The organism is Sphingopyxis terrae subsp. terrae NBRC 15098 (assembly GCF_001610975.1).
Lineage (GTDB): Bacteria > Pseudomonadota > Alphaproteobacteria > Sphingomonadales > Sphingomonadaceae > Sphingopyxis > Sphingopyxis terrae_A.
On sequence record NZ_CP013342.1, the window covers coordinates 1,619,078 to 1,642,448 of the forward strand.

Annotated in this window: 36 protein-coding genes; 4 read left to right on the forward strand and 32 right to left on the reverse strand. The window is 63.5% G+C overall.

All coding sequences use genetic code 11. The features are described from left to right. Position 1: 1 nt before the first annotated feature. The 24 genes from rpmD to rpsL all read right to left on the reverse strand — a co-directional run bounded on the left by rpmD (position 2) and on the right by rpsL (position 13,962). Positions 2-187, reverse strand: a complete 186-nt coding sequence (gene rpmD, locus AOA14_RS07805) for a 50S ribosomal protein L30 (RefSeq protein WP_003042255.1) — start codon at positions 185-187, stop codon at positions 2-4. Between the two features lie 4 nt (positions 188-191). Then, a complete protein-coding gene (rpsE, locus tag AOA14_RS07810) occupies positions 192-905 on the reverse strand; it encodes a 30S ribosomal protein S5 (RefSeq protein WP_003042253.1) in 714 nt (237 codons plus the stop codon). 2 nt (positions 906-907) lie between these two features. Then, positions 908-1,261, reverse strand: coding sequence for a 50S ribosomal protein L18 (gene rplR, locus AOA14_RS07815; protein ID WP_003042250.1), 354 nt, complete (start codon positions 1,259-1,261; stop codon positions 908-910). Between the two features lie 3 nt (positions 1,262-1,264). Next, a complete protein-coding gene (gene rplF, locus AOA14_RS07820) occupies positions 1,265-1,798 on the reverse strand; it encodes a 50S ribosomal protein L6 (RefSeq protein ID WP_062901385.1) in 534 nt (177 codons plus the stop codon). Next, positions 1,798-2,202, reverse strand: a complete 405-nt coding sequence (gene rpsH, locus AOA14_RS07825; RefSeq protein ID WP_003042244.1) for a 30S ribosomal protein S8 — start codon at positions 2,200-2,202, stop codon at positions 1,798-1,800. The genes rplF and rpsH overlap by 1 nt, the downstream gene beginning before the upstream one ends. A 12-nt stretch (positions 2,203-2,214) precedes the next feature. Continuing rightward, positions 2,215-2,520 carry a 30S ribosomal protein S14 gene (gene rpsN / locus AOA14_RS07830; RefSeq protein ID WP_062901386.1) on the reverse strand — a complete coding sequence of 102 codons (306 nt, stop codon included), beginning with the start codon at positions 2,518-2,520 and terminating at the stop codon, positions 2,215-2,217. Between the two features lie 54 nt (positions 2,521-2,574). Next, the gene (gene rplE / locus AOA14_RS07835) at positions 2,575-3,153 is read right to left on the reverse strand and encodes a 50S ribosomal protein L5 (protein ID WP_003042239.1); all 579 of its coding nucleotides are present in this window, start codon (positions 3,151-3,153) and stop codon (positions 2,575-2,577) included. Next, positions 3,146-3,466 (reverse strand): 50S ribosomal protein L24, encoded by a 321-nt coding sequence (gene rplX / locus AOA14_RS07840; RefSeq protein WP_040589516.1) that lies wholly within the window; start codon positions 3,464-3,466, stop codon positions 3,146-3,148. The genes rplE and rplX overlap by 8 nt, the downstream gene beginning before the upstream one ends. Before the next feature lie 2 nt (positions 3,467-3,468). Beyond that, on the reverse strand, positions 3,469-3,837 hold the full coding sequence (gene rplN / locus AOA14_RS07845; RefSeq protein ID WP_003042233.1) for a 50S ribosomal protein L14: 369 nt from the start codon (positions 3,835-3,837) through the stop codon (positions 3,469-3,471). Between the two features lie 68 nt (positions 3,838-3,905). Continuing rightward, the gene (rpsQ, locus tag AOA14_RS07850) at positions 3,906-4,172 is read right to left on the reverse strand and encodes a 30S ribosomal protein S17 (RefSeq protein WP_003042229.1); all 267 of its coding nucleotides are present in this window, start codon (positions 4,170-4,172) and stop codon (positions 3,906-3,908) included. Positions 4,173-4,182: 10 nt separating this feature from the next. Beyond that, a complete protein-coding gene (gene rpmC, locus AOA14_RS07855) occupies positions 4,183-4,386 on the reverse strand; it encodes a 50S ribosomal protein L29 (RefSeq protein ID WP_003042226.1) in 204 nt (67 codons plus the stop codon). A gap of 5 nt (positions 4,387-4,391) precedes the next feature. Then, positions 4,392-4,823, reverse strand: a complete 432-nt coding sequence (gene rplP, locus AOA14_RS07860; protein WP_003042223.1) for a 50S ribosomal protein L16 — start codon at positions 4,821-4,823, stop codon at positions 4,392-4,394. 11 nt (positions 4,824-4,834) lie between these two features. After that, positions 4,835-5,542 (reverse strand): 30S ribosomal protein S3, encoded by a 708-nt coding sequence (rpsC, locus tag AOA14_RS07865; protein WP_003042222.1) that lies wholly within the window; start codon positions 5,540-5,542, stop codon positions 4,835-4,837. Between the two features lies 1 nt (position 5,543). Beyond that, positions 5,544-5,924, reverse strand: coding sequence for a 50S ribosomal protein L22 (rplV, locus tag AOA14_RS07870; protein WP_003042218.1), 381 nt, complete (start codon positions 5,922-5,924; stop codon positions 5,544-5,546). Then, positions 5,924-6,199: a 30S ribosomal protein S19 gene (gene rpsS / locus AOA14_RS07875; RefSeq protein WP_003042215.1), complete on the reverse strand. Its 276-nt coding sequence runs from the start codon at positions 6,197-6,199 to the stop codon at positions 5,924-5,926. The genes rplV and rpsS overlap by 1 nt, the downstream gene beginning before the upstream one ends. A gap of 3 nt (positions 6,200-6,202) precedes the next feature. After that, the gene (gene rplB, locus AOA14_RS07880; RefSeq protein WP_003042210.1) at positions 6,203-7,039 is read right to left on the reverse strand and encodes a 50S ribosomal protein L2; all 837 of its coding nucleotides are present in this window, start codon (positions 7,037-7,039) and stop codon (positions 6,203-6,205) included. 22 nt (positions 7,040-7,061) lie between these two features. Continuing rightward, positions 7,062-7,370, reverse strand: coding sequence for a 50S ribosomal protein L23 (locus tag AOA14_RS07885; RefSeq protein WP_003042207.1), 309 nt, complete (start codon positions 7,368-7,370; stop codon positions 7,062-7,064). After that, positions 7,363-7,989, reverse strand: a complete 627-nt coding sequence (rplD, locus tag AOA14_RS07890; RefSeq protein ID WP_062901387.1) for a 50S ribosomal protein L4 — start codon at positions 7,987-7,989, stop codon at positions 7,363-7,365. Before rplD ends, AOA14_RS07885 begins: the two co-directional genes overlap by 8 nt. A gap of 2 nt (positions 7,990-7,991) precedes the next feature. Next, positions 7,992-8,750 (reverse strand): 50S ribosomal protein L3, encoded by a 759-nt coding sequence (gene rplC / locus AOA14_RS07895; RefSeq protein WP_062903064.1) that lies wholly within the window; start codon positions 8,748-8,750, stop codon positions 7,992-7,994. A 303-nt stretch (positions 8,751-9,053) separates the two neighbouring features. Continuing rightward, complete coding sequence (rpsJ, locus tag AOA14_RS07900; protein WP_003042199.1) at positions 9,054-9,365, reverse strand: 30S ribosomal protein S10; 312 nt, start codon at positions 9,363-9,365, stop codon at positions 9,054-9,056. A 147-nt stretch (positions 9,366-9,512) separates the two neighbouring features. Then, positions 9,513-10,703: an elongation factor Tu gene (gene tuf, locus AOA14_RS07905; RefSeq protein WP_062901388.1), complete on the reverse strand. Its 1,191-nt coding sequence runs from the start codon at positions 10,701-10,703 to the stop codon at positions 9,513-9,515. Positions 10,704-10,856: 153 nt separating this feature from the next. Then, positions 10,857-12,950 carry an elongation factor G gene (gene fusA / locus AOA14_RS07910; RefSeq protein ID WP_003042194.1) on the reverse strand — a complete coding sequence of 698 codons (2,094 nt, stop codon included), beginning with the start codon at positions 12,948-12,950 and terminating at the stop codon, positions 10,857-10,859. Between the two features lie 96 nt (positions 12,951-13,046). Further along, positions 13,047-13,517, reverse strand: a complete 471-nt coding sequence (gene rpsG, locus AOA14_RS07915; RefSeq protein WP_003042192.1) for a 30S ribosomal protein S7 — start codon at positions 13,515-13,517, stop codon at positions 13,047-13,049. A gap of 73 nt (positions 13,518-13,590) precedes the next feature. Next, positions 13,591-13,962: a 30S ribosomal protein S12 gene (gene rpsL, locus AOA14_RS07920; protein WP_003042180.1), complete on the reverse strand. Its 372-nt coding sequence runs from the start codon at positions 13,960-13,962 to the stop codon at positions 13,591-13,593. 290 nt (positions 13,963-14,252) lie between these two features. On the opposite strand from rpsL, the gene AOA14_RS07925 reads away from it, so the two are divergent. Then, positions 14,253-14,750, forward strand: coding sequence for a DNA-deoxyinosine glycosylase (locus tag AOA14_RS07925; protein WP_062901389.1), 498 nt, complete (start codon positions 14,253-14,255; stop codon positions 14,748-14,750). A gap of 97 nt (positions 14,751-14,847) precedes the next feature. Here AOA14_RS07925 and AOA14_RS07930 read toward each other — a convergent pair whose 3' ends face one another. After that, a complete protein-coding gene (locus AOA14_RS07930) occupies positions 14,848-16,149 on the reverse strand; it encodes a metal-dependent hydrolase family protein (RefSeq protein WP_062901390.1) in 1,302 nt (433 codons plus the stop codon). A 115-nt stretch (positions 16,150-16,264) separates the two neighbouring features. Here AOA14_RS07930 and AOA14_RS07935 point away from each other — a divergent pair, with 115 nt between their 5' ends. Both AOA14_RS07935 and dapD read left to right on the forward strand, forming a co-directional pair. Next, complete coding sequence (locus AOA14_RS07935) at positions 16,265-16,939, forward strand: pyrimidine 5'-nucleotidase (protein WP_062903065.1); 675 nt, start codon at positions 16,265-16,267, stop codon at positions 16,937-16,939. Positions 16,940-16,953: 14 nt separating this feature from the next. Next, positions 16,954-17,796 (forward strand): 2,3,4,5-tetrahydropyridine-2,6-dicarboxylate N-succinyltransferase, encoded by an 843-nt coding sequence (gene dapD, locus AOA14_RS07940; protein ID WP_003042169.1) that lies wholly within the window; start codon positions 16,954-16,956, stop codon positions 17,794-17,796. A gap of 53 nt (positions 17,797-17,849) precedes the next feature. Here dapD and gpmA read toward each other — a convergent pair whose 3' ends face one another. Beyond that, positions 17,850-18,536: a 2,3-diphosphoglycerate-dependent phosphoglycerate mutase gene (gene gpmA, locus AOA14_RS07945; RefSeq protein ID WP_062903066.1), complete on the reverse strand. Its 687-nt coding sequence runs from the start codon at positions 18,534-18,536 to the stop codon at positions 17,850-17,852. A gap of 207 nt (positions 18,537-18,743) precedes the next feature. Here gpmA and AOA14_RS07950 point away from each other — a divergent pair, with 207 nt between their 5' ends. Continuing rightward, positions 18,744-19,199 carry an Hsp20 family protein gene (locus tag AOA14_RS07950; protein ID WP_062901391.1) on the forward strand — a complete coding sequence of 152 codons (456 nt, stop codon included), beginning with the start codon at positions 18,744-18,746 and terminating at the stop codon, positions 19,197-19,199. An 82-nt stretch (positions 19,200-19,281) separates the two neighbouring features. On the opposite strand, the gene AOA14_RS07955 is transcribed toward AOA14_RS07950, so the two are convergent. The 6 genes from AOA14_RS07955 to AOA14_RS07980 form a co-directional block, all read right to left on the reverse strand. Further along, the gene (locus AOA14_RS07955; RefSeq protein WP_062901392.1) at positions 19,282-19,764 is read right to left on the reverse strand and encodes a GNAT family N-acetyltransferase; all 483 of its coding nucleotides are present in this window, start codon (positions 19,762-19,764) and stop codon (positions 19,282-19,284) included. Further along, entirely contained in the window at positions 19,761-20,870 is a 1,110-nt protein-coding gene (locus AOA14_RS07960) for a M14 family metallopeptidase (protein ID WP_062901393.1), read from the reverse strand. The genes AOA14_RS07955 and AOA14_RS07960 overlap by 4 nt, the downstream gene beginning before the upstream one ends. After that, entirely contained in the window at positions 20,867-21,493 is a 627-nt protein-coding gene (locus tag AOA14_RS07965) for a DUF4136 domain-containing protein (RefSeq protein ID WP_062903067.1), read from the reverse strand. The genes AOA14_RS07960 and AOA14_RS07965 overlap by 4 nt, the downstream gene beginning before the upstream one ends. Positions 21,494-21,566: 73 nt before the next feature. Further along, entirely contained in the window at positions 21,567-22,199 is a 633-nt protein-coding gene (locus AOA14_RS07970; RefSeq protein ID WP_062901394.1) for a cell wall hydrolase, read from the reverse strand. Between the two features lie 195 nt (positions 22,200-22,394). After that, positions 22,395-22,733, reverse strand: coding sequence for a DUF1491 family protein (locus AOA14_RS07975; protein WP_062901395.1), 339 nt, complete (start codon positions 22,731-22,733; stop codon positions 22,395-22,397). Between the two features lie 21 nt (positions 22,734-22,754). Further along, the gene (locus tag AOA14_RS07980; protein ID WP_062901396.1) at positions 22,755-23,219 is read right to left on the reverse strand and encodes a PTS sugar transporter subunit IIA; all 465 of its coding nucleotides are present in this window, start codon (positions 23,217-23,219) and stop codon (positions 22,755-22,757) included. Between the last annotated feature and the right edge of the window lie 152 nt (positions 23,220-23,371).

Below are 23,371 nucleotides of genomic sequence, written 5' to 3' on the forward strand. Positions count from 1 at the left end.
CTTAGCCCTCGATTACTTCCACCATGTGCGGAAGCTTGCGGATCATGCCGCGCACTTCCGGGGTGTCGACCAGTTCGACTTCGCGGTTCATCTTGCCCAGGCCGAGGCCGGTCAGGATCTTGCGCTGGTCCTTGGGACGACGGATCGGCGAACCGATCTGGCGGATCTTGATCTTCTTGTCGGCCATTGTCTTACTCCGTCACCGCCGCGGCTTCAGCCTCGGCTGCACGATCGGACACGCCGCCGCGCTTGATCAGGTCCGAAACCTTCTTGCCGCGACGCTGCGCAACCGACTTCGGGCTGGTCTGTTCGCCGAGCGCCTGGAAGGTCGCGCGGATCATGTTGTAGGGGTTCGACGTGCCGACCGACTTGGTCACCACATCGGCAACACCGAGCGATTCGAACACGGCACGCATCGGGCCACCGGCGATGATGCCGGTACCGGCAGGCGCCGAACGCACGGTGACGTTGCCGGCGCCGAAATGGCCGCGACCGTCATGGTGCAGCGTGCGGCCGTCGCGCAGCGGAACGCGAATCATCGCCTTCTTCGCAGCGGCGGTCGCCTTCGAAATGGCTTCGGGCACTTCGCGCGCCTTGCCATGACCGAAACCGGCGCGGCCCTTGCCATCACCGACGACGACGAGCGCGGCGAAACCGAAGCGCTTGCCGCCCTTCACGGTCTTCGAGACGCGGTTGATGTGAACGAGCTTTTCAATCAGCTCTTCGCCACCGTCCTCGTCGCGCGGACGCCGATCGTCGCGGCGACCACGGCCACCGTCGCGACCGCCACGTCCGCCATCACGACCGCCGCGACCACGGCGACCCGTGACTTCGGCGTTGGTGGTTTCAGGCGCCAGGATCGCCTCGGGCTGGTTGCCCTGACCCGTGGTGTTTTCGTCAGCCATAATCAGAACTCCAATCCGCCTTCGCGCGCCGCGTCGGCCAGCGCCTTGATGCGCCCGTGGAACAGGAAGCCGCCGCGGTCGAACACGACCTGCGTCACGCCCGCCTTCTTGGCGGCGTCGGCAAGGCGCTTGCCGACTTCGGCAGCAGCCGAAGCCGTCGCGCCGGTCTTGCCGCGCAGATCCTTGTCGAGCGTCGAAGCCGCAGCCAGCGTCTTGCCGGCGGCGTCATCGATGAGCTGCGCATAGATGTGGCGGCCCGAGCGGTGCACCGAAAGGCGCGGACGCCCGGCAGCACGCAGACGGAGTGCGGTACGAACGCGCTGGCGGCGTTTTTCGAAAGGGGTAAGATGTGCCATGGCTTACTTCTTCTTGCCTTCTTTGCGGAAGATGTACTCGCCGCGATACTTGATACCCTTGCCCTTATAGGGTTCGGGCTTGCGCCAGCGACGAATTTCCGCCGCGACCTGGCCGACCTGCTGCTTGTCGATGCCGCTGATCTCGATCGTCGTGTTATCCGGCGTCTTGATCTCGATGCCTTCCGGCACCGCGAAATCGACATCGTGGCTGTAGCCGAGCTGCAGCTTCAGATTCTTGCCCTGCGCGTTGGCGCGGTAGCCGACACCCGTGATTTCGAGCACCTTGGTGAAACCTTCGGTCACGCCCGTGATCAGGTTCTGCACCAGCGTGCGCTGCATGCCCCAGAAAGCGCGCGCTTCGCGGCTTTCGTTCGCGGGCTGCACCGAGATGGCGCCCTCGCCGACTTCATATTTGATGTTGTCGGACAGCGGCATCGCCAGCGTGCCCTTGGGGCCCTTGACCGACAGCTGGCCGCCGTCGATCGCAGCGGTAACACCGCTGGGGATCTCCACTGCCTTTTTACCGATGCGCGACATTAGAACACCTCCGCCAGCACTTCGCCGCCGACATTATGCTCGCGTGCTTCGGCGTCCGAAAGGACACCGCGCGGGGTCGACACGATGGTGATGCCCAGGCCGTTGCGAACCACCGGCAGTTCTTTCGAACCCGAATAGACGCGGCGGCCCGGCTTCGAGACGCGCGCCACGTGGCGGATCGCCGGCTGGCCTTCGAAATATTTGAGCTCGATGCGGATGCCCTTGTGCTGGCCCTTGGTGCCGAGCACTTCTTCGCTGTAGCCACGGATGTAGCCTTCGCGCTTGAGCACGTCGAGAACGCGGACACGCAGCGTCGAAGCCGGCGTCAGGACGCTGTCCTTCTTCGCCTGCTGGCCGTTGCGGATGCGGGTGAGCATATCACCCAAAGGATCGGTCATTGCCATGTTGCGTGTTCCTTACCAGCTCGACTTCACAACGCCGGGGATCAGGCCCTTGTTGGCCAGATCGCGGAGCTGAATACGGCACAGCCGGAATTTGCGATAATAAGCGCGCGGACGGCCCGTCAGTTCGCACCGGTTACGGATACGGGTCGGGTTACCGTTGCGCGGAATTTCCGCCATCTTGAGGCGCGCGATCAGACGCTCGCCGTCGTCGAGCGTGGTGTCGGCCGCAATAGCCTTCAGTTTCGCATAGCGGCCGGCATATTTCTTCACCAGCTTCTTGCGACGCTCATTCTTGTTCACCGAACTCAGTTTCGCCATGACTTAAGTTCTCTTTCCTTGTTCCTGTCCGGCCCGAGGATCCCCAGCGGGGACTCAGGCGGCTTCCTTGGCCTGGGCTTCGATCGGGAAGGGGAAGCCGAACAGCTTGAGCAGTTCGCGGGCTTCCTCGTCCGTACGTGCCGACGTGGTCACGATCACATCCATGCCGCGCACTTGATCGATGCGGTCATAGTTGATCTCGGGGAAGATGATCTGTTCCTTCAGGCCGAGGGCATAGTTGCCCCGACCGTCGAAGCTCTTCGGCGACACGCCGCGGAAGTCGCGGATGCGCGGCATCGCGATGGTGATGAGGCGGTCGAGGAATTCATACATCCGCTCGCGACGCAGCGTCACCTTGCAGCCGATCGGCATGCCTTCACGCAGCTTGAAGCCGGCAATCGACTTCTTCGCCTTGGTGATAACGGGCTTCTGGCCCGCGATCAGTTCCATTTCCGAAGCGGCCGTTTCGACCTTCTTCTTGTCCTGGACCGCATCGCCCACACCCATGTTGAGCGTGATCTTCTCGATCTTCGGAACTTCCATCGCATTCTTGTAACCGAACTTTTCGGTCATCGCCTTGACGATCTGGTCGTCATAGAGCTTGCGCATGCGCGGGGTGTAGTTGTCAGCCATTGATCGTCTCCCCGGACTTCACGGCCACGCGGACCTTCTTGCCGTCCTTGGTTTCAAAGCGGACGCGCGTCGGCTTGCCAGTCTTGGGATCGGCAACCGCGACCTTGCTGACGTGCAGCGGCGCTTCCTTGCGCTCGAGGCCGCCCTGCGGATCCTGCTGGTTCGGCTTCTTGTGGCGGGTGATGATGTTGACGCCCGCGACGACGACCTTGCCGTCCTTCGGCAGGCTCTGCGTCACTTCGCCGGTCTTGCCCTTGTCCTTGCCGGACAGGACGACGACGGTGTCACCCTTCTTGATCTTGGCCATACCCATGGTCAAAGCACCTCCGGCGCCAGGCTGATGATCTTCATATAGCCCTTACCGCGCAGTTCGCGGACGACGGGGCCGAAGATACGGGTGCCGATCGGCTCTTCATTCTTGTTGACGAGCACGGCGGCGTTGCTGTCGAAACGGATCACCGAACCGTCGGCACGACGAACGTCCTTCGCGGTGCGAACGATGACGGCACGATGCACGTCGCCCTTCTTCACCTTGCCGCGCGGCTGGGCTTCCTTGATCGAGACGACGATAAGGTCGCCCACGCCGGCCGTGCGACGCTTCGAGCCGCCCAGCACCTTGATGCACTGGACGCGCTTCGCGCCGCTGTTGTCGGCGACTTCCAGTTGTGACTGCATCTGGATCATCGATGCATTTCCTTCTTCCTTGGCCTACCGGGCCATCCCGGCGGTTCCGTGAAACTTGCGTGAAGCCCTCAGGCTTCGGCCGCTTTCGGCTTGGTGGAGGTTTCGACCTTTTCGAGAACCTTCCACGTCTTCAGCTTCGAAATCGGCTTCGTTTCCTCGATGCGGACGGTTTCGCCAGCCTTGATGGCGTTGTCCTCATCATGGGCGTGATACTTCTTCGAACGCCGGATGATCTTGCCGTAGAGCGGGTGCTTCACCTTACGCTCCACCTTCACCACGACGGTCTTGTCGCCCTTGTCGGACACTACCGTGCCGGTCAGAATGCGCTTCGGCATGACAGTCTCCTTACTTCGCCGCCGCGCGAACGCGCGCGGTTTGTTCGGTCTTGATACGGGCGATCGTGCGCCGCACTTCCTTGACCCGCGAAGCCTTTTCGAGCTGGCCCGTGGCGGCCTGGAAACGGAGGTTGAATGCCTCGCGCTTCAGTTCGCCAAGCTGTTCGGCGAGCTGGTCGTCGGTCTTCTTGGTCACATCTTCGGTCTTGGCCATGGCCCTCAACCCTCCAGGTGCGAGGTGTCGCCGAGGCGGGCGACGACCTTCGTCTTGATCGGCAGCTTCATCGCCGCACGCTCGAACGCCAGCGCGGCCACGGGGCCAGGAACGCCGTCGAGTTCGAACAGGATGCGGCCGGGCTTGACGCGGGCGGCCCAATATTCGGGCGCGCCCTTGCCCTTACCCATACGGACTTCGGCGGGCTTCGACGACACGGGAAGGTCGGGAAACACGCGGATCCAGAGGCGGCCCTGACGCTTGATCGCACGGCTGATCGCACGGCGGGCCGCTTCGATCTGGCGCGCGGTGATGCGCTCGGGTTCCATCGCCTTCAGGCCGTAGGAGCCGAAGTTCAGGCTGGTGCCACCCTTGGCATTGCCATGGATGCGGCCCTTGAAGGCCTTGCGGAACTTGGTTTTCTTCGGTTGCAACATGTCAGCGTTCCTTAACGGCGTTCATCGCGCGCCGGGCGAACGCCCGACGTCTGCGCGTCGAGCATCAGCCGGTCGGTCGCCATCGGGTCGTGGCCCAGGATCTCGCCCTTGAAGATCCAGACCTTCATGCCGCACACGCCATAGGCGGTGTGGGCTTCGGCCTCGGCATAATCGACGTTCGCACGCAGCGTGTGCAGCGGAACGCGGCCTTCGCGATACCATTCGGTGCGGGCGATTTCCGCGCCGCCGAGACGACCCGCACAGTTGATGCGGATGCCTTCGGCGCCCAGACGCATCGCCGACTGAACCGCGCGCTTCATCGCACGGCGGAAGGCAACGCGGCGTTCGAGCTGGTCGGCAATGCCCTGCGCGACGAGCTTGGCATCGACTTCCGGCTTGCGGATTTCGACGATGTTCAGGCTCACGTCGCTGCCGGTCATTTCACCGAGCGCCTTGCGCAGCTTTTCGATGTCCGCGCCCTTCTTGCCGATGATGACACCCGGACGGGCGGCATAGATCGACACGCGGCACAGCTTCGCCGGACGTTCGATGACGACCTTCGAAATCGCGGCCTGCGGCAGGGTCTTGAACACATATTTGCGGATCTTCAGATCCTCGATAAGCATGCGTCCATAATCCTGGCCTTCCGCGAACCAGCGGCTGTCCCAGGTGCGGTTGACCTGCAGGCGCAGGCCGATCGGATTGCTCTTCTGGCCCATCTTACGCCTCTTCTTCCTGTTCGCGCACGACGATGCGGATGCGGCTGAACGGCTTTTCGATCCGGGTCGATTTGCCGCGGCCGCGCGCATGCCAGCGCTTCATCGTGAACGACTTGCCGACGCTCGCTTCCTTGACGACGAGTGCATCGACATCGAGGTTGTGATTGTTTTCCGCGTTGGCGACGGCGCTGGCGAGAACCTTGCGCACGTCGACAGCCATCGCCTTCTTCGAGAAAGCGAGGACGTTCATCGCGTCTTCGACCTTGCGGCCGCGGATCAGAGCGGCAACGAGGTTCAGCTTCTGCGCCGAACCGCGAATCTGCGTGCCGACCGACAGCGCCTCATTGTCCGCAACGCGGCGAGGGGATTTTTCCTTGCCCATTAGCGTTTGCCCTTCTTGTCGGCCGCGTGACCGGGGAAGAAGCGCGTCGGCGCAAATTCACCCAGCTTCATGCCGACCATGTCTTCATTGACCGACACCGGCACGAACTTGCGGCCGTTGTAGACGTTGAAGGTCAGCCCGACGAACTGCGGCAGGATGGTGGAGCGACGCGACCAGGTCTTGATCGGGGCAGAGCTGCCGCCGTCCTGAGCCGCTTCGGCTTTCTTGAGGAGATGAAGGTCGACGAACGGACCCTTCCAGACCGAGCGTGCCATGGCTTACCTCTTCTTCTTCGCGTGACGCGACCGGATGATCATCTTGTCGGTCGACTTGTTGTGGCGGGTACGGGCGCCCTTGGTCGGCTTGCCCCACGGGGTGACCGGGTGACGGCCGCCCGAGGTCCGGCCTTCACCACCGCCGTGCGGGTGGTCGACCGGGTTCTTGGCGACGCCGCGGGTCAGCGGACGCTTGCCGAGCCAGCGGCTGCGGCCGGCCTTGCCCAGGTTGGTGTTCTGGTTGTCGGGGTTCGACACCGCACCGACCGTGCCCATGCACTCGCCGCGAATGTAGCGCTGTTCGCCCGAACCGAGACGCACGATGACAAGACCGCGGTCACGACCGACGACCTGCGCATAAGTGCCGGCCGAACGGGCGATCTGGCCGCCCTTGCCCGGCTTCATCTCGATATTGTGGACGATCGTGCCGACCGGCATCTGCGACAATTCCATCGCATTGCCGGGCTTCACGTCGGTCTTCTTGTCCGCGACGACCGTATCGCCGACCGCCAGGCGCTGCGGCGCCAGGATATAGGCGAGATCACCGTCCTCATATTTGATGAGCGCGATGAACGCCGTACGGTTCGGGTCATATTCGAGCCGTTCGACGGTCGCCGGAACGCCCCACTTGCGACGCTTGAAGTCGATGAAGCGATATTTTTGCTTGTGACCGCCGGCGATGCCGCGCGAGGTCACGTGGCCCTTGTTGTTGCGGCCGCCGGTCTTGCGCTTGCCTTCGGTCAGCGCCTTGACGGGCTTGCCCTTCCACAGCGACGATTTGTCGACGAGGATCAGGCCACGCTGTCCAGGGCTGGTCGGATTATAGGATTTGAGTGCCATTTTCTCTGCCTTCCCCTATCCGTCAGACGCCGGTGGTGACGTCGATCGACTGGCCTTCGGCCAGGCGAACGATCGCCTTCTTCACGTCGCTGCGGGTGTAGGGCTTGCCCTTCCAGCGCTTGGTCTTGCCCTTGGTGACCAGCGTGTTCACGCTGAGCACCTTGACATCGAACAGCGCCTCGACGGCGGCCTTGATCGCCGGCTTCGTTGCGTCGTTGGCGACGCGGAAGACGACGGCGTCGTTTTCGCTGAGCAGCGTCGACTTTTCGGTGATCACTGGCGACAGGATCACGTCATAGTGACGCGCATCGATGGTCTTTGCCTTAGCCATTGCAGCGGGCCTCCAGCTTTTCGACCGCCGCGCGGGTCAGGACCAGCGTGTCGGCGCGAAGGATGTCATAGACGTTGGCACCGATCGCCGGCAGCGAATCGACGCCGACGATGTTGGCCGAAGCCTGGGCGAAGCTGTCATGGACCGCATCGCCGTCGATGAAGAGCGCACGGCGACCGAGGTCGAGCTTGCCGAGCTTGCCGGCCAGCGCCTTGGTCTTGGCTTCCTTGAGCTCGAGCGTGTCGATGACAACGAGCTTGCCGCCCTTTGCCTTGTCGCTCAGCGCCATCTTGAGACCAAGGGTGCGGATCTTCTTGTTCAGCGAGTGGCCGAAAGTGCGGGCCCGGGGACCGTGCGCCTTACCACCGCCGATGAAGATCGGCGCCTTGCGATCGCCGTGACGGGCGGTACCGCCGCCCTTCTGGCGACCGAACTTCTTGCCGGTGCGGGCAACGTCGCTGCGCTCACGGGCAGCGCGGGCGGGGCCGCGACGCTTTTCGAGCTGCCAGGCGACGACGCGGTGGAGGATGTCCGCCCGCGCGTCGACGCCGAAGACGTCGTCGTTAAGATCGATGTCGGCGCCAGCCTTGCCATCGAGGGTCTGTACCTTGACCTTCATGATCAGGACTCCTGTGCGCCGTCGGCCGCGGTCGTTTCGACCTCTGCTTCCGCAGGGGCTTCAGCCGGGGCATTGTTGCTGTTCGCCGCGCTCTTGACCGCCGCCGGATAGGGGGCTTCGGGGTGGCGCGGCAGTTTCATCGCATCGCGAACCAGCAGCCAGCCGCCCTTCGAGCCAGGGACCGAACCCTTGACGAAGAGAAGACCGCGCTCGGCGTCGGTGCGGACGATTTCGAGATTCTGCTGGGTGCGATTGCGCGCGCCCATGTGGCCAGCCATCTTCTTGTTCTTGAAGACGCGGCCCGGATCCTGACGGTTACCGGTCGAACCATGAGCACGGTGGCTGATGGAAACACCGTGGGTGGCGCGCATACCGCCGAAACCCCAGCGCTTCATCGCACCGGCAAAGCCCTTACCCTGGGTGACACCCTGGATATCGACCATCTGGCCGGCGACGAAATGGTCGGCCGACAGTTCGGCGCCGACGTCAAGCGTCGCGTCGTCAGCGACGCGGAATTCGACGAGCTTCGCCTTGGGCTCAACCTCGGCCTTGCCATAGGCCCCGCGCTGCGGCTTGGCGACATTCTTCGCCTTTGCCGAGCCGGCACCGAGCTGGACGGCCACATAGCCGTCGCGTTCCTTTTCGCGAACCGAGACGACCTGGCAGCCTTCGAGGCTCAGAACGGTGACGGGCACATGGCGGCCATCGTCCTGAAACAGGCGGGTCATCCCCATTTTTTTCGCGATCACGCCAGTGCGCATGATCATTCACTCCTAACAGAGGCCGGGCAGAACCATTTCCGCACGGCATGTGGACCCCACCGAACCTGCGCTCGATGACGGCCCTCCCAGCCCGAAATTTCGATGCATCGCCCCGTCCGGGCTGAGGTGCCGCTTTCCCGTGGGATCAGCGGCAAGACGGGGGACGCAGCCCGGATAAATCCGGCGGTATCCTCCGAAACCTGAATGTGTTCCTGCGAAAGCAGGAACCCAGGGCGGTTTCAGTGCGGCCTATCGGCCGCTTCTACCCTGGCCTCCGGATCAAGTCCGGAGCACGCTGGCTAGTTAGGCCAACTTGATTTCGACGTTCACGCCCGCGGCGAGGTCGAGCTTCATCAGCGCATCGACCGTCTGCGGGGTGGGCTGCACGATGTCGAGCAGCCGCTTGTGGGTACGCACCTCGAACTGCTCGCGCGACTTCTTGTCGACATGCGGACCGCGGTTCACGGTGAATTTTTCAATGCGCGTCGGCAGCGGGATGGGACCGCGAATGAGGGCGCCCGTACGACGTGCCGTATCGGCGATGTCGGTGGTGGCCTGATCGAGCACGCGGTGATCAAAGGCCTTCAGGCGAATGCGAATATTCTGCGTTTCCATGACTATTCCAGTCGAATCCCGTCTGACGATGCGAAAGAGCCGAAATGGCCCGTCCCGACCCCCGCATGGAGGCCGGAAAGGCCATCAAAAATCTCAAAAGCTACGAGCCGCCCGAATCACCCGATTCGAGCGGCTCGAGGCCCTATATTACTTAATGATCGAGGCCACAACCCCTGCGCCGACCGTGCGGCCACCTTCGCGGATCGCGAAGCGCAGGCCCTGGTCCATGGCGATCGGAGCGATGAGCTTGACCGTCAGCTGGACGTTGTCGCCCGGCATGACCATTTCCGTGCCTTCCGGCAGGATGACTTCGCCGGTGACGTCAGTGGTACGGAAGTAGAACTGCGGACGATAGTTCGCGAAGAACGGCGTGTGACGGCCGCCTTCGTCCTTCGACAGGACGTACACTTCCGAGCTGAACTCGGTGTGCGGCGTGATCGAGCCGGGCTTCGCCAGAACCTGGCCACGCTCGACTTCTTCACGGCCGACGCCGCGGATCAGCGCACCGATGTTGTCGCCAGCCTGGCCCTGATCGAGCAGCTTGCGGAACATTTCGACGCCGGTGACGGTCGTCTTCTTGGTGTCCTTGATGCCGACGATTTCGACTTCTTCACCAACCTTGACGATACCGGTTTCGACGCGACCGGTGACAACCGTACCACGACCCGAAATCGAGAACACGTCTTCGATCGGCATCAGGAAGGGCTTGTCGAGCGGGCGTTCCGGCTGCGGGATCCAGCTGTCGACGGCTTCCATCAGCTTCAGGATAGCTTCCTTGCCGATGTTGTCGTCGCGGCTTTCGAGGGCGGCCAGAGCCGAACCCGCGATGATCGGAATATTGTCGCCGTCGAAATCGCGCTTCGAAAGTTCTTCGCGGATTTCGAGCTCGACGAGTTCGAGCAGTTCGGGATCGTCGAGCTGGTCAACCTTGTTCAGGAAGACGACCATGGTCGGAACGCCGACCTGCTTCGCGAGCAGGATGTGCTCCTTGGTCTGCGGCATCGGGCCGTCAGCAGCCGAAACCACCAGGATCGCGCCGTCCATCTGCGCCGCGCCGGTGATCATGTTCTTCACATAGTCGGCGTGACCCGGGCAGTCGACGTGCGCATAGTGGCGTTCCTTGGTTTCATATTCGACGTGCGCGGTCGAAATGGTGATGCCGCGCTCGCGCTCTTCGGGCGCCTTGTCGATGTTTTCGAAGTCGACCTTCTGCGACAGACCTTCTTCGGCGAGCACCTTGGTGATCGCGGCGGTCAGCGAGGTCTTGCCATGGTCGACGTGACCGATGGTGCCGATGTTGCAGTGCGGCTTCGTCCGCTCAAATTTAGCCTTAGCCATGTTTCTTGAACCTTCTTGTTCGCGTGTTGAGTTGATCAGTCCTGGACGAGCCTGCTGAATCAGGCGCCGCCCTTAGTAGGTCTTGCCGCGCGGTGCAAGCCCGCGCTTGTCCGGGTCCGCCGTGCGAGGCAAGCCCCGCACGGCCAAACCGGATCAGGCCATCTTCGCCTTCACCTCGTCCGCGACGTTGTTCGGCACTTCTTCATAGTGCGAGAACTGCATCGTGTACTGGGCCCGGCCCTGGGTGAAAGAACGCAGCTGGTTGACGTAGCCGAACATATTGGCGAGCGGCACGATGGCTTCAACCACCTGGGCGTTGCCGCGGCTGTCCGTACCCTGGATCTGGCCACGACGGCTGTTGAGGTCGCCGATCACGTCGCCCATGAATTCTTCAGGGGTAACAACTTCGACCTTCATCACCGGTTCGAGCAGCTTGATGCCGGCCTTTGCCGCCACTTCGCGCATCGCCGCACGGCCCGCGATTTCGAACGCCAGCGCCGACGAGTCGACATCGTGGTACGCACCGTCGATCAGCTTGATGTCGAAGTCGATGATCGGGAAGCCGATCATGTGACCGTTTTCAGCCGATTCGCGGAAACCCTTTTCGACCGCCGGGATATATTCGCGCGGAATGTTGCCGCCCTTGATCTCGTCGGTGAAGGTGACGCCGCTGCCGCGCTCGCCCGGGGTGACCTGGACCTTGACGCGACCGAACTGACCCGAACCACCCGACTGCTTCTTGTGGGTGTAGTCAACTTCGACCGGCTTCGCGAGGCTTTCGCGATACGCCACCTGCGGCGCACCGACATTTGCTTCGACCTTGAATTCGCGCTTCATGCGATCGACGAGAATGTCGAGGTGAAGCTCGCCCATGCCCTTGATGATCGTCTGGCCCGATTCATGGTCGGTCGAGACGCGGAACGAGGGATCCTCGGCTGCCAGGCGGTTGAGGGCAACGCCCATCTTTTCCTGGTCGGCCTTGGTCTTGGGTTCGACCGACAGCTCGATGACCGGCTCGGGGAATTCCATCCGTTCGAGGATGATCGGCGCATTGCTCGCGCAGATCGTGTCGCCGGTCGTGGTTTCCTTGAGGCCGGCGAGCGCGACGATGTCGCCCGCATAGGCTTCTTCGATGTCCTCACGCGAGTTGGCGTGCATGAGGAGCATACGGCCGATCTTTTCCTTCTTGTCCTTCACCGAGTTCAGATAGGTGCCCTTCGAGAGCGTACCCGAATAGATGCGCGCGAAGGTGAGCGAACCGACGAAGGGGTCGTTCATGATCTTGAACGCGAGCATCGACAGCGGTGCGCTGTCCGACGTCGGACGCGAATCGGCTTCCTCGGTGTCGGGGTTGATGCCCTGGACGTCGGGGATGTCGAGCGGCGAAGGCAGATAATCGACAACCGCGTCGAGCAGCGTCTGGACGCCCTTGTTCTTGAACGCCGAGCCGCACAGGACCGGAACGAACGCCTGGCCGAGCGTGCCCTTGCGGATCAGCGCTTTCAGCGTCGCCACGTCGGGCAGCGTGCCTTCGAGATAGGCTTCCATCGCATCGTCGTCCTGTTCGACGGCGAGTTCGACGAGCTTTTCGCGATATTCGGCAGCCTTGTCGGCGAGGTCGGCCGGGATGTCTTCGTAGAAGAATTCGGCGCCCAGGCTTTCATCCTTCCAGATGATCGCGCGTTCGTTGACGAGGTCGACGAGGCCCTTGAAGTCCGATTCCGCCCCGATGGGGAGGTACAGGACGGCCGGCACCGCACCCAGACGATCGATGATCGTCTGAACGCAGTAATAGAAATTGGCGCCGGTGCGGTCGAGCTTGTTGATGAAGCACATCCGCGGAACCTTGTACTTGTCCGCCTGGCGCCACACGGTTTCCGACTGCGGTTCGACACCCGCAACGCCGTCGAACGCGGCGACGGCGCCGTCGAGGACGCGCAAGCTGCGTTCGACTTCGATGGTGAAGTCAACGTGGCCGGGGGTGTCGATGATGTTCAGGCGGTGTTCCGGACCCTGACCTTCATCGGCCTTCCACAGGCAGGTGGTGGCAGCCGACGTGATCGTGATGCCGCGTTCCTGTTCCTGTTCCATCCAGTCCATCGTGGCAGCGCCGTCGTGGACTTCGCCGATCTTGTAGGACTTGCCGGTGTAATAGAGAATGCGCTCGGTCGTCGTGGTCTTGCCGGCGTCGATGTGCGCCATGATACCGAAATTGCGATAGCGTTCGAGCGGATGGCTGCGTGCCATGATCTTTTCCTCGGTTTTTGGGGGAAGCCTTTGGAGCCGCCCCCGATATAGGAAGTTTTGTTGCGATTGCGAGACGCCGGGGGGCGCCCTCGCAAATTACCAGCGGTAGTGGCTGAAGGCGCGGTTAGCTTCGGCCATGCGGTGCGTGTCTTCGCGCTTCTTGACCGCGTTGCCGCGATTGTTCGACGCATCGAGCAGTTCGCCCGACAGGCGCGCGGCCATCGTGGTTTCGCTGCGGTTGCGCGCCGCGGTGATCAGCCAGCGGATCGCGAGCGCCTGCGCGCGGTCCGGACGGACTTCGACCGGAACCTGATAGGTCGCACCGCCGACGCGGCGGCTGCGGACTTCGATATTCGGACGGATATTGGCGAGCGCCTCATGGAACACGCCGAGCGGCTCCTTCTTGGCGCGGGCTTCGACCGCTTCGAGTGCGCCATAGACGATGCTTTCGGCGACCGACTTCTTACCGTCGAGCATGACACTGTTCATGAACTTCGACAGCACGACATCCCCGAAACGGGGATCGGGCAGGATTTCGCGGCGTTCAGGACGACGACGACGAGCCATAGGTAATTCCTTTTACAACAGCATCCCGGCGCAACGCGCCCGCGGGATGATCAAATAGCCGAAAAAGCCGTCCTTACTTCGGACGCTTCGCACCGTATTTCGAACGGCTCTGCTTGCGGTCTTTCACACCCTGGGTGTCCAGAACGCCGCGCAGGACGTGGTAACGGACACCGGGAAGGTCGCGCACACGGCCGCCGCGGATCAGCACGACGCTGTGTTCCTGGAGGTTGTGGCCTTCGCCGGGGATGTAGGAAATGACTTCGCGCTGGTTGGTCAGGCGGACCTTCGCAACCTTGCGGAGCGCCGAGTTCGGCTTTTTCGGGGTCGTCGTATAGACACGGGTGCAAACGCCGCGCTTCTGCGGGTTTGCTTCCATCGCCGGGACCTTGGACTTCACTTTCTGCGGAGTCCGGCCCTTGCGGACCAGCTGGTTGATCGTGGGCATGAATGCTTCACCTTCAAGTGTCCGCCCATCGGAGCGAACGGTTACTCTACCGCGGTGGATGAAGCTCCGGGGCATCGAAATGCCCCGACCTTATAACAGCAAAAGACCCCGGCGGACACATTACGTCCTCCGGAGGCTCCATCCGCGCCAGCAATGTTCAAGCGCTGTTGTGAACGAGTTTGGCGAGAAGTCCGCCGCTTTCGATCGGGGGCGCCCCTAGCGGTGATTCCCTTTGCGGTCAAGCGTCAAGCGGCTTGCGCCGCGGATTTCCGGCCGGTAGCGCCCCGTAAATGCCTCCGGTCCGCCACGCCAGCTTCGCACCGCACGTCGCGCCCGACACGCGCCTGCTGATTCTCGGCAGCCTGCCCGGCGCGCGTTCCCTCGCCGAGCGGCGCTATTATGCGCATCCAACGAACCAGTTCTGGCGGCTGGTAGGCGCCGCGATCGACCGGCCGCTCGCCGTCCTGACCTATGACGAGCGGCTGGGCGCGCTCGCGGATGCGAAGATCGGGCTATGGGACGTGATCCGTTCGGCCGAGCGGCTTACGAGCAGCGATTCGCTGATCCGCGAGGCCGAGGCGCACGACCTTGGCGCCCTGATCGCGGCACTGCCCGATCTGCGCATGATCGCCTTCAACGGCAACAAGGCCGCAGCGATCGGGCGAAGGCAAGTGCCCGTGCTTGAGGGCGTCGCGCTCGTCGATCTGCCATCAAGCAGCGCGGCGAATACGGTGGGCTATGCGGCGAAGCTGGAGCGGTGGCTGCGGTTGCGCGCGGCGTTGGCATAATAGAGCGCGTCATTGCGAGCGAAGCGGCTCAATCCGGAGCTGATCAATGCAGCACTGGATTGCCGCGTCGCTTCGCTCCTCGCGATGATGCTGCGGGTCAATCAACCACTGCCCCCCGCGCCATCACGAAGTCGACCTTTTTCAGCACCGTCACATCGGCAACCGGGTCACTCGCCACCGCGATGATGTCCGCGCTCTTGCCCGGCGCGATCGTGCCGATTTCGTCCGACAGGCCCAGCAGATCCGCGGCGTTGACCGTCGCAGCCTTCAGCGCTTCAACGGGCGTCATGCCGTGCTGGACCATCAGTTCGAATTCGTCGGCGTTGCGGCCATGCTTGGACACGCCCGCGTCGGTGCCGAAGGCGATACGCACGCCGCGCGGGACGAGTTGCTCGAGGCTTTTGCCGGTGATCGAGATGCGCCAGCGAATCTTGGCGAGCACATCGGGTTCATAGGCATTGGCGTTCGCCGCCAGCCGCTCCTTGTAGCCGTTCACGGTCGACAGGGTCGGAACATAATAAGCCTTCGACTTCGTCCAGGCGGCGATCGTCGCTTCGTCGAGGATCGTGCCGTGCTCGATCGAATCGGCGCCGGCGTCGAGCGCCAGGCGGATGCCGTCGGCACCGTGCGCATGGACCGCGACCTTTTTGCCGAACATATGCGCGGTAGCGACGATCGCCTTGGCTTCGTCGTCGAACATCTGCTTGCCCAGCCCTGCACCGATGCGGCTGTTGACGCCGCCCGTCGAGGCGAATTTGATCACGTCGGCGCCGCGCCCGACCTGAAGCCGGACGGCACGGCGGCAATCGTCGGCACCGTTGCAAGTGTTCCCCGCTCCCTGGAAATAGGGGCGCAGTTCGTCCCGATAGCCGAGCGATCCGTCCATATGTCCGGCGCTACCCGAAATCGCGTTGCCCGCATCGACGATGCGCGGCCCCTGCACCTTCCCCGCCAGGATCGCGTCGCGCAGCGCCAGCGTGGCCCCGTCACCATCGCCCAGATTGCGCACCGTGGTGAAGCCCGCACGCAGGGTCTTCAGGCCGTTTACCTCGGCATTGAAGGCCTGAGCCGCAGGGCTGAGCGTCACTTCCTCGAGCTGGCCCGCCAGACCGCCAGCATCGCTGGTCAGGTGGACGTGGCTGTCGATCAGGCCGGGCAGGACATATTTGTCCTTGAGATCGATCAGCACCGCGCCGGCATCGGCCGGCTGGTAGCCGTCGAGAATCGCAACGACCTTGCCATTTTCGACGATGATCGTCGTCGCGCCGCGCACCGGCTTGCCGGGCTCCGCCATCAATTTGCCGGCGTGGATCACCGTGCGCGTCGGCGCCTGCGCCGCAACCGGCGCCGAAAGCAGCGCGCCTGCCAGCGCGAGCGGAAGAAGCATCGTCGATTTCATAAGTCTGTCCCCTGCTGCCCAGTGGCAGCCTGCTTAGCGGGGTAACATGGGAACTGCAAAGTGTGCCACGGCTACCTTGCCGTCGCGGGCGGCGCGTCCTATGGCGCGCGGCGTCATGACGGTACCGATCGATCATATCGACTGCTGGATCTTCGATCTCGACAACACGCTCTACCATCCGTCGGCGCGGCTGTTCGACCTGATCGACGCGCGCATGGGCGCTTTCATCATGCGTCTGATGGACGTCGATGCCGTCGAAGCTCGGCGTGTACAAAAGCAGTATTTCCACGATCACGGCACGACGATGGCGGGGCTGATGCGCCACCACGGCGTCGATCCCGAAGATTTCCTAGTCGACGTCCACGATATTCCTCTCGACCGGCTGGCGCCCGATGCGCGGCTGCGCGCCGGACTCGAGCGCCTGCCCGGCCGCCGTCTGATCTTCACCAACGCCGATGCCGATTATGCGGCGCGCGTGCTCGACGCGCGGGGCATCGCCGATCTGTTCGACGGCATCTGCGATATTCGCTCGACGCGCTATACGCCGAAGCCCGACGCCGAAGCTTATCGCATGATGATCGGCCATCTCGGAATCGATCCGGCGAAGAGCCTGTTCGTCGAGGATATGGCGCGCAATCTGACCCCCGCCAAGGCGCTGGGAATGACGACCGTATGGCTGGACAATGGCAGCGAAAGCGGCCATCGCGACCACCTGCCGGACCATGTCGATTTTCATGTGAACGACATCGCCGACTGGCTTGATGCGCTTCCGGAACATTTTGGGCCGTAACCTTGGGGAATTTCATGAGCACCGACCTGCAATCGACGATCGAAGCCGCCTGGGATGCACGCGAGACGCTCGGTCTGACGACGACCGGCGCGGTGCGCGACGCGGTCGAGGCGGCACTCGCGGGCCTCGATGACGGCAGCTTCCGCGTTGCCGAGCGCGATGCCGGCGGAACGTGGCAGGTCAATCAGTGGCTCAAGAAGGCGGTGCTGCTCTCCTTCCGCCTCAACGACATGGAGATTATCGAGGGCGGCGCCGGCGGCGCGACTTGGTGGGACAAGGTTCCGTCGAAATTCGCCGGCTGGGGCGAGAACCGCTTCCGCGATGCGGGCTTCCGCGCCGTTCCCGGATCGATCGTCCGCCGCGGCGCCTTCATCAGCAAGGGCGCCGTGCTGATGCCGAGCTTCGTCAACATCGGCGCCTATGTCGGCGAGGGATCGATGGTCGATGCCTGGGCCACCGTCGGCAGCTGCGCGCAGATCGGCGCGAACGTCCACCTGTCGGGCGGCGCGGGGATCGGCGGCGTGCTCGAACCGCTGCAGGCCGGACCCGTGGTGATCGAGGACGGCGCCTTCATCGGCGCGCGCGCCGAAGTGGCCGAGGGCGTGATCGTGCGCGAGGGTGCGGTACTGTCGATGGGCGTCTATCTCGGCGCATCGACCAAGATTATCGACCGCGCGACCGGTGAGGTCTTCATCGGCGAGGTTCCGGCTTATTCGGTCGTTGTCCCGGGTTCGCTTCCGGGCAAGCCGCTTCCCGACGGAACGCCGGGGCCGTCGCTCTACTGCGCCGTCATCGTCAAGCGCGTCGATGCGCAGACGCGCGCGAAGACGGGCATCAACGAACTGCTGCGCGACTGATCGCTTCCCGGATAATCGTCATTGCGAGCAAAGCGAAGCAATGACGGGGTGGCTCACCGCTCGCTGAGATAATAGCGCTCGCGCGCCGTCAGATCGTCGTCCAGATCATAGACGATCGGCTGGCCAGTGGGGATTTCGAGGCCGGTGATGTCAGCGTCGGAAATGCCCGACAAATGCTTCACCAGCGCACGTAGGCTGTTGCCGTGCGCCGAGATCAGCACCGTCTTGCCGTCCCGCAGCTGCGGCGCAATCGCGCTGTCATAATAGGGAAGAACGCGCGCGATGGTGTCTTTCAGGCTTTCGGTCGCCGGGATCGCGATGCCCGCATAGCGCGGATCGCCCGACAGATCGTAAGGCGAGCCGGCCTCAAGCGGCGGCGGCGGGGTGTCGAAGCTGCGGCGCCAGATCTTCACCTGATCCTCGCCATGCCTGGCCGCGGTCTCCGCCTTGTCGAGGCCGGTGAGCCCGCCATAATGGCGTTCGTTGAGGTGCCAATCCTTCGTCACCGGCAGCCAGAGCCGCCCCATCGCCTCGAGCGCGAGGTTGAGCGTCTTGATCGCGCGCGTCTGGACCGAGGTGAAGCAGGTGTCGGGTGCTATACCCTTTTCCTTCATCAGTTCGCCCGCCGCCCACGCCTCTGCCGCGCCTTTTTCGGTGACATCGACGTCCCACCAGCCGGTGAAGCGGTTCTCCAGATTCCACTGCGACTGGCCGTGACGGATGAGGATGAGCTGCGGCATGATCTGTCCTTTCGACAAAGGGCGCGCCCGCGCGGGCGATTCGGGGGCGCCATAGCGCGGCTTTCGGGCAAGGGCCACCGCCCCTCTTGAAAAGGGTCGGCGCCATCCCAGATTCGGAACATCCGGTCGCCAAAACGGGGCCGGATGGAAGCCGCGGCAGGCCATGCCGCGGCCCGATGACTTCGCTTTGCAAGGAAGGAATGACCCATGCGTAACAGCTTTGACTGGACCCCCTATCGCCGCTCGACCGTCGGTTTCGATCGTCTGTTCGACTTTCTGGAAAACAGCGGTTCTGCCGAAAATTATCCGCCCTTCGATATCGAGAAGGTCGCCGACGACCATTTCCGCATCACTGTCGCGGTGGCGGGTTTCAAGAGCGACGAGATCGACATCACCGCGCAGCAGAATATGCTGACCGTCAGCGGCCGCAAGGCGCCCGCGAAGGAAGGCGAAACGCGCCAGCTTCTGTATAGCGGCATTGCGACGCGCGCCTTCGAGCGCCGCTTCCAGCTTGCCGATTTCGTGCGCGTCGATCGCGCTGACCTCGCCGACGGGCTGCTGATCATCGACCTGGTGCGCGAAGTGCCCGAAGCGATGAAGCCGCACAAGATTGCCATCGGCGGCACGCAGCCCACGGCGATCGAAGCCAAGAAAGCCGCGTAAGCCAGCGGCTAACGCCGGCCCGAATGGGCCGTACGAACGGGGTCCGGCTGTCCCTTCCGGGCCCCGTTTCTGCTCGGCGTTGCTAGATTGCGCGCGTCATGAAGCGACTGAATGGATCGGGCCTGTAATCCGCGAATGGCCCACAATCGGTGAAGCCATGTCGCCGGTAGAGCGCGAGCGCCGGTTTGAAGGCAGCGCCTGACCCGGTTTCGAGGCTGAGCCGCTCAAGCCCGGCCGCGCGGGCCACTTCGATAATGTGGCTCAGCATCCGGGCGGCGACACCGCGGCGCAGAAAGGCGTCGGCGGTGCGCATCGACTTGATCTCGCCGTGCCGGCCATCGAGCCGCTTCAGCGCGCCGCAACCCGCCAGATCGGGGCCGCAATGAATCGACCAGAAGGTAACACCGGGGGCCTTCAGTCCCTCGAAATCGAGAAAATGGCAGCTTTCCTCGGGCGAGTTTGCGAGCATGCCGGCAAAATGCCGTTCGAGCAGCGCGCGGATCGGGGCGCCTGACAGATCGTCCTCGACGATATGCCAGCCGTCCCGACCTGCAGCATCGGTCAAAGCATCTGATCCAGCGTCGCGAGGCACGCGTGCGCGAGCAGCTTCGAGCGTTCGGGCGACCAGCCGGCGACGGGATCGGGCAGATCGCGATTGTCCTTGAACGGCATTTCGATCGTCATCGACACCGCACCAAAGCGCTCGGCGAGCTGCGTCGTCGACATCGACAGATTGGCCTTGCCCGGCGCTGAGCTTTCATAGCCGAGCGCGGTCTGGAAATCGGGCGTGTTGGCGGCAAGGGCGGACTGGAAGGCCAGATAGCGCGCCTGTTGCTCGTCCTTCAACGACGGGATGCCCTCGAAACCCGCGAGGAACACCGCCGGAATCGCCTCGTCGCCATGAACGTCCATCGCCCAATCGACGCCGCTTTCGTCCATCGCATTGCGCACCGCGAGCACTTCGGGGCTGCGATCGGCAGTCGGATTGTCCCATTCGCGGTTGAGATTCACCCCGGCATAGTTGGTGCGCAGATGACCGCGGCGCGACCCATCGGGGTTCATGTTCGGTACAAGGTGGAAACGGCATTTCTGCCGTAGCGACCGGGCATGGGGATCGGCCGGATCGGTGAGCTTCTCAAGCGCGCCTTCCATCCACCATTCGGCCATGCTCTCGCCCGGATGCTGGCGCGCATACAGCCACACCTGGACCGGCCCGGTGCCCATTTCGAGGCAGTCGATCGGCTGCCCCTCAAGACTGGTGCCGAGACAGCGATAGGAAACGCCGTCGCATTCAGCGACAGAGGCGACCAGGTCGTGATGCCGTTCCATCGAATAGGGCGCGAAATAGGCGATCCACAGAAGCTGCCCTTCGGCGCTGTGGTTGATGGTGAGCGTCCCGGCTTCGTAGCCGGTGTCGAGCCGGAACCAGTTTTCGCGGTCATAGCTGGCGCAGGCGGCATAGCCGGGCCAGCCATCGGGATAGGCCGAATCGCCGAGCCCGGCGATCGCCAGTTCAAGTTCATCGCCCACCGCGCAGCCCACGCGGAAATGGAACCACTGGAAGAAATCGGATTCGCGATCCTTGCGGATCGAAAGGCGGGCACGCGTGCCATCGATCGAATCCACGACGATATTGCCGCTGTCGAAAGCGGCGTTGATGCTGATTGTCATGGAACGCTGATAGTGCGTCCCGATTCGCCGGGGAAGTCCTTGAATAGGGCTTCGGCCAATTTCGCCGCAGCAATCGACGGTTGTGCCGCAGGCGCCTTCACCGGCACCGCGCTGAGCGCCCGGCCTTCCCACACGGCCTGGCCCGTGGCCGCGTCATCGATACGCACCGACAGCTGCAGATCCTGCATCTGTTTCGGCCCGCCACCAAGATTGATGCCGATACCGAGGCCCACCCCCGAGCCATAGCTGCCGGTCGATCCGCCAACGCCGACCGAAACCGGCGAACGCTTCGCAAGCGGCATGCGATCGCTGCGGTCGAAGGCTATGCGAACCTTGAGCGGCGCGGCCGCTCCTTCGGGCGCAGCGACGAAGCCCAGCAACTGCAGCTGACGCTCCACCGCGATGCGATAACTGTTCCATTCGAGTGACGGCTGCGCCGCGCCGCCCGTCGCCGAGGCATCGCCGTGCGGCAGCACTTCGACGGCATAGCGCGTGCCTGGGGCCAGGCCGGCGGTTGCATTGTTATGGAAGCGGGTAACCTCGACGGGGGGAACCGCCGTGGCACAGCCGCCGAGCGCAAGCGCCACTGCCGCGAGCAGGGCGACGGAAAATTGACGCGTCATGCCCGCATCATGCGCCAGCAAAAATGGCTTGGCAATGAACGAGGTGGGGGGCGTGGCCCCCGCACCCTCGAATTCAGCGATAGAAGATATGATTGTCGATCTGCGCGATGCGCGTCTTGCGCCAGCCGGGCGAGACGTAGCGCGCATGGAAGAACAGCGCGCCTGGCGCCTTGTTCTGCCAGCTGCCGTCGCGCGCGATCTGCGCGATTGCGATCGCATTCGACCATTGGCCGGCATTGCGCACGGCGGGCATCTTGCCGCGGCGCACGAAGCTGAACTGGCTCGGCTGATGGACGACGCCGCACAGGCTCGTCGGGAAGCGGCCCGACTTCGCGCGGTTGATCACGACATGTGCGACCGCGAGCTGCCCCGCGAGCGATTCGCCGCGCGATTCGAAATAGACCGCCTGCGCGAGGCAGCGCAGTTCGGGATCGATCGTCTCGGGCTTCGGGGTCGCCGCGACCAACTGGGCCAATGTATCGGCAACAGCGCTGTCGTCGGTGGCGGTATCGACCGGCGTTTCGGCTTCGGTCGACGGAGCTGCCGCATCGCTGTCGGCCGGAACATCGGCGGCGGGCAGCGTGATCGCGGGAATGTTGGCGTCGGCGGCCAGATCACTGGCGAAGCCGGGTTCGGCCAACGACAGCGCGGCAAAGGCAGTGATGCCCACGGCAGCCACGCTGGCAGCGTTCAGAATACGACTCATCTAATCCGTCAAAAGGGCGGCTGACGAACCTAAATCTAACAGGCTGGGGGATCGTTGATCCTGAACCACCTGCGGTCGTCATCCGACTGCGTGTCCATATCGGTAAATCGGGCCTGTCCGAAAAGACGGATGCAACCCGCGATACGACCTACGCGTTATCAAGTGGCCGGGCACCTATTGTGCGCCGCAACAGAGTCAAGTTAACGCGCCCCACTCCGCGACGAGACGTGGCGCATCTGCGATATCCAGTTCGACGATCCACAAGTCGGGATCGGCTTTTCGCCGCCGGTCCTGATAGTTTGCGCGTTCTTCACCATCGCTCGCGGGATCGGGTCCGACCGCTTCCCATATATAATTGCCAGTCATCGCAAAGCGGCGTTCGAGCAGCGGCCCCGCCACCCCTCGGTCGCTGCACTGGACGAGGATCGAGCCGGAATGATCGTCGCCCGCGGCAAGAACCGCAGCGAATCCGCCCGCGGCCTCGGTTTCGCGGATAAGAAGATCGACGAGGAACCGGCTGGTGAAGCGCGTCATCGGAGCATCCGCCCCGGAAGGTCAGGCCGCGTCGCGCGCTTCGGCATCGACGAGCATGGCATAGAGCGCTTCGTCATTCTTCGCACCGCGCAATCGTTCGGCAATGCTCTCATTGCGCAGCATACGCGATACGCCGGCGAGGGCCTTCAGATGGTCGGCGCCCGCGTCGAGCGGCGACAGCAGTATGAAGAGAAGATCGACCGGCAAACCATCGACCGCCTGAAAATCGATCGGCCGCGCGAGCTGCAGGAACATGCCACGCACGCCGTTGAGATCGGCCATCTTGGCATGCGGCAAGGCAATGCCGCGACCAAAGCCGGTCGAACCGAGCCGCTCGCGCTCGAGCAGCGCCTCGCTCACTTCGCCCGCGTCGAGTCCCAGCGACCGCGCCGCCAGTTCGCCGACATAGGGGAACAGCGCCTTTTTGGAATCGAGCTGCACATTGGCGCGCACGGTGGCGGGATAAAGGAGGGAGGATAGGTTCATTGGTCTGGTCAAATCTGCATGGCCGCAAGGCGACGCCACGCGGGTCATCCTGTTGGCGTTGGTTCGCTTGAGCGTACTAGGCTGGCCCCCGCCGTCCGGCTTTCGGGCTTTGTTGGGCGCGGCCCTTAGGCCGAACGGCAGAGAAAATCCAG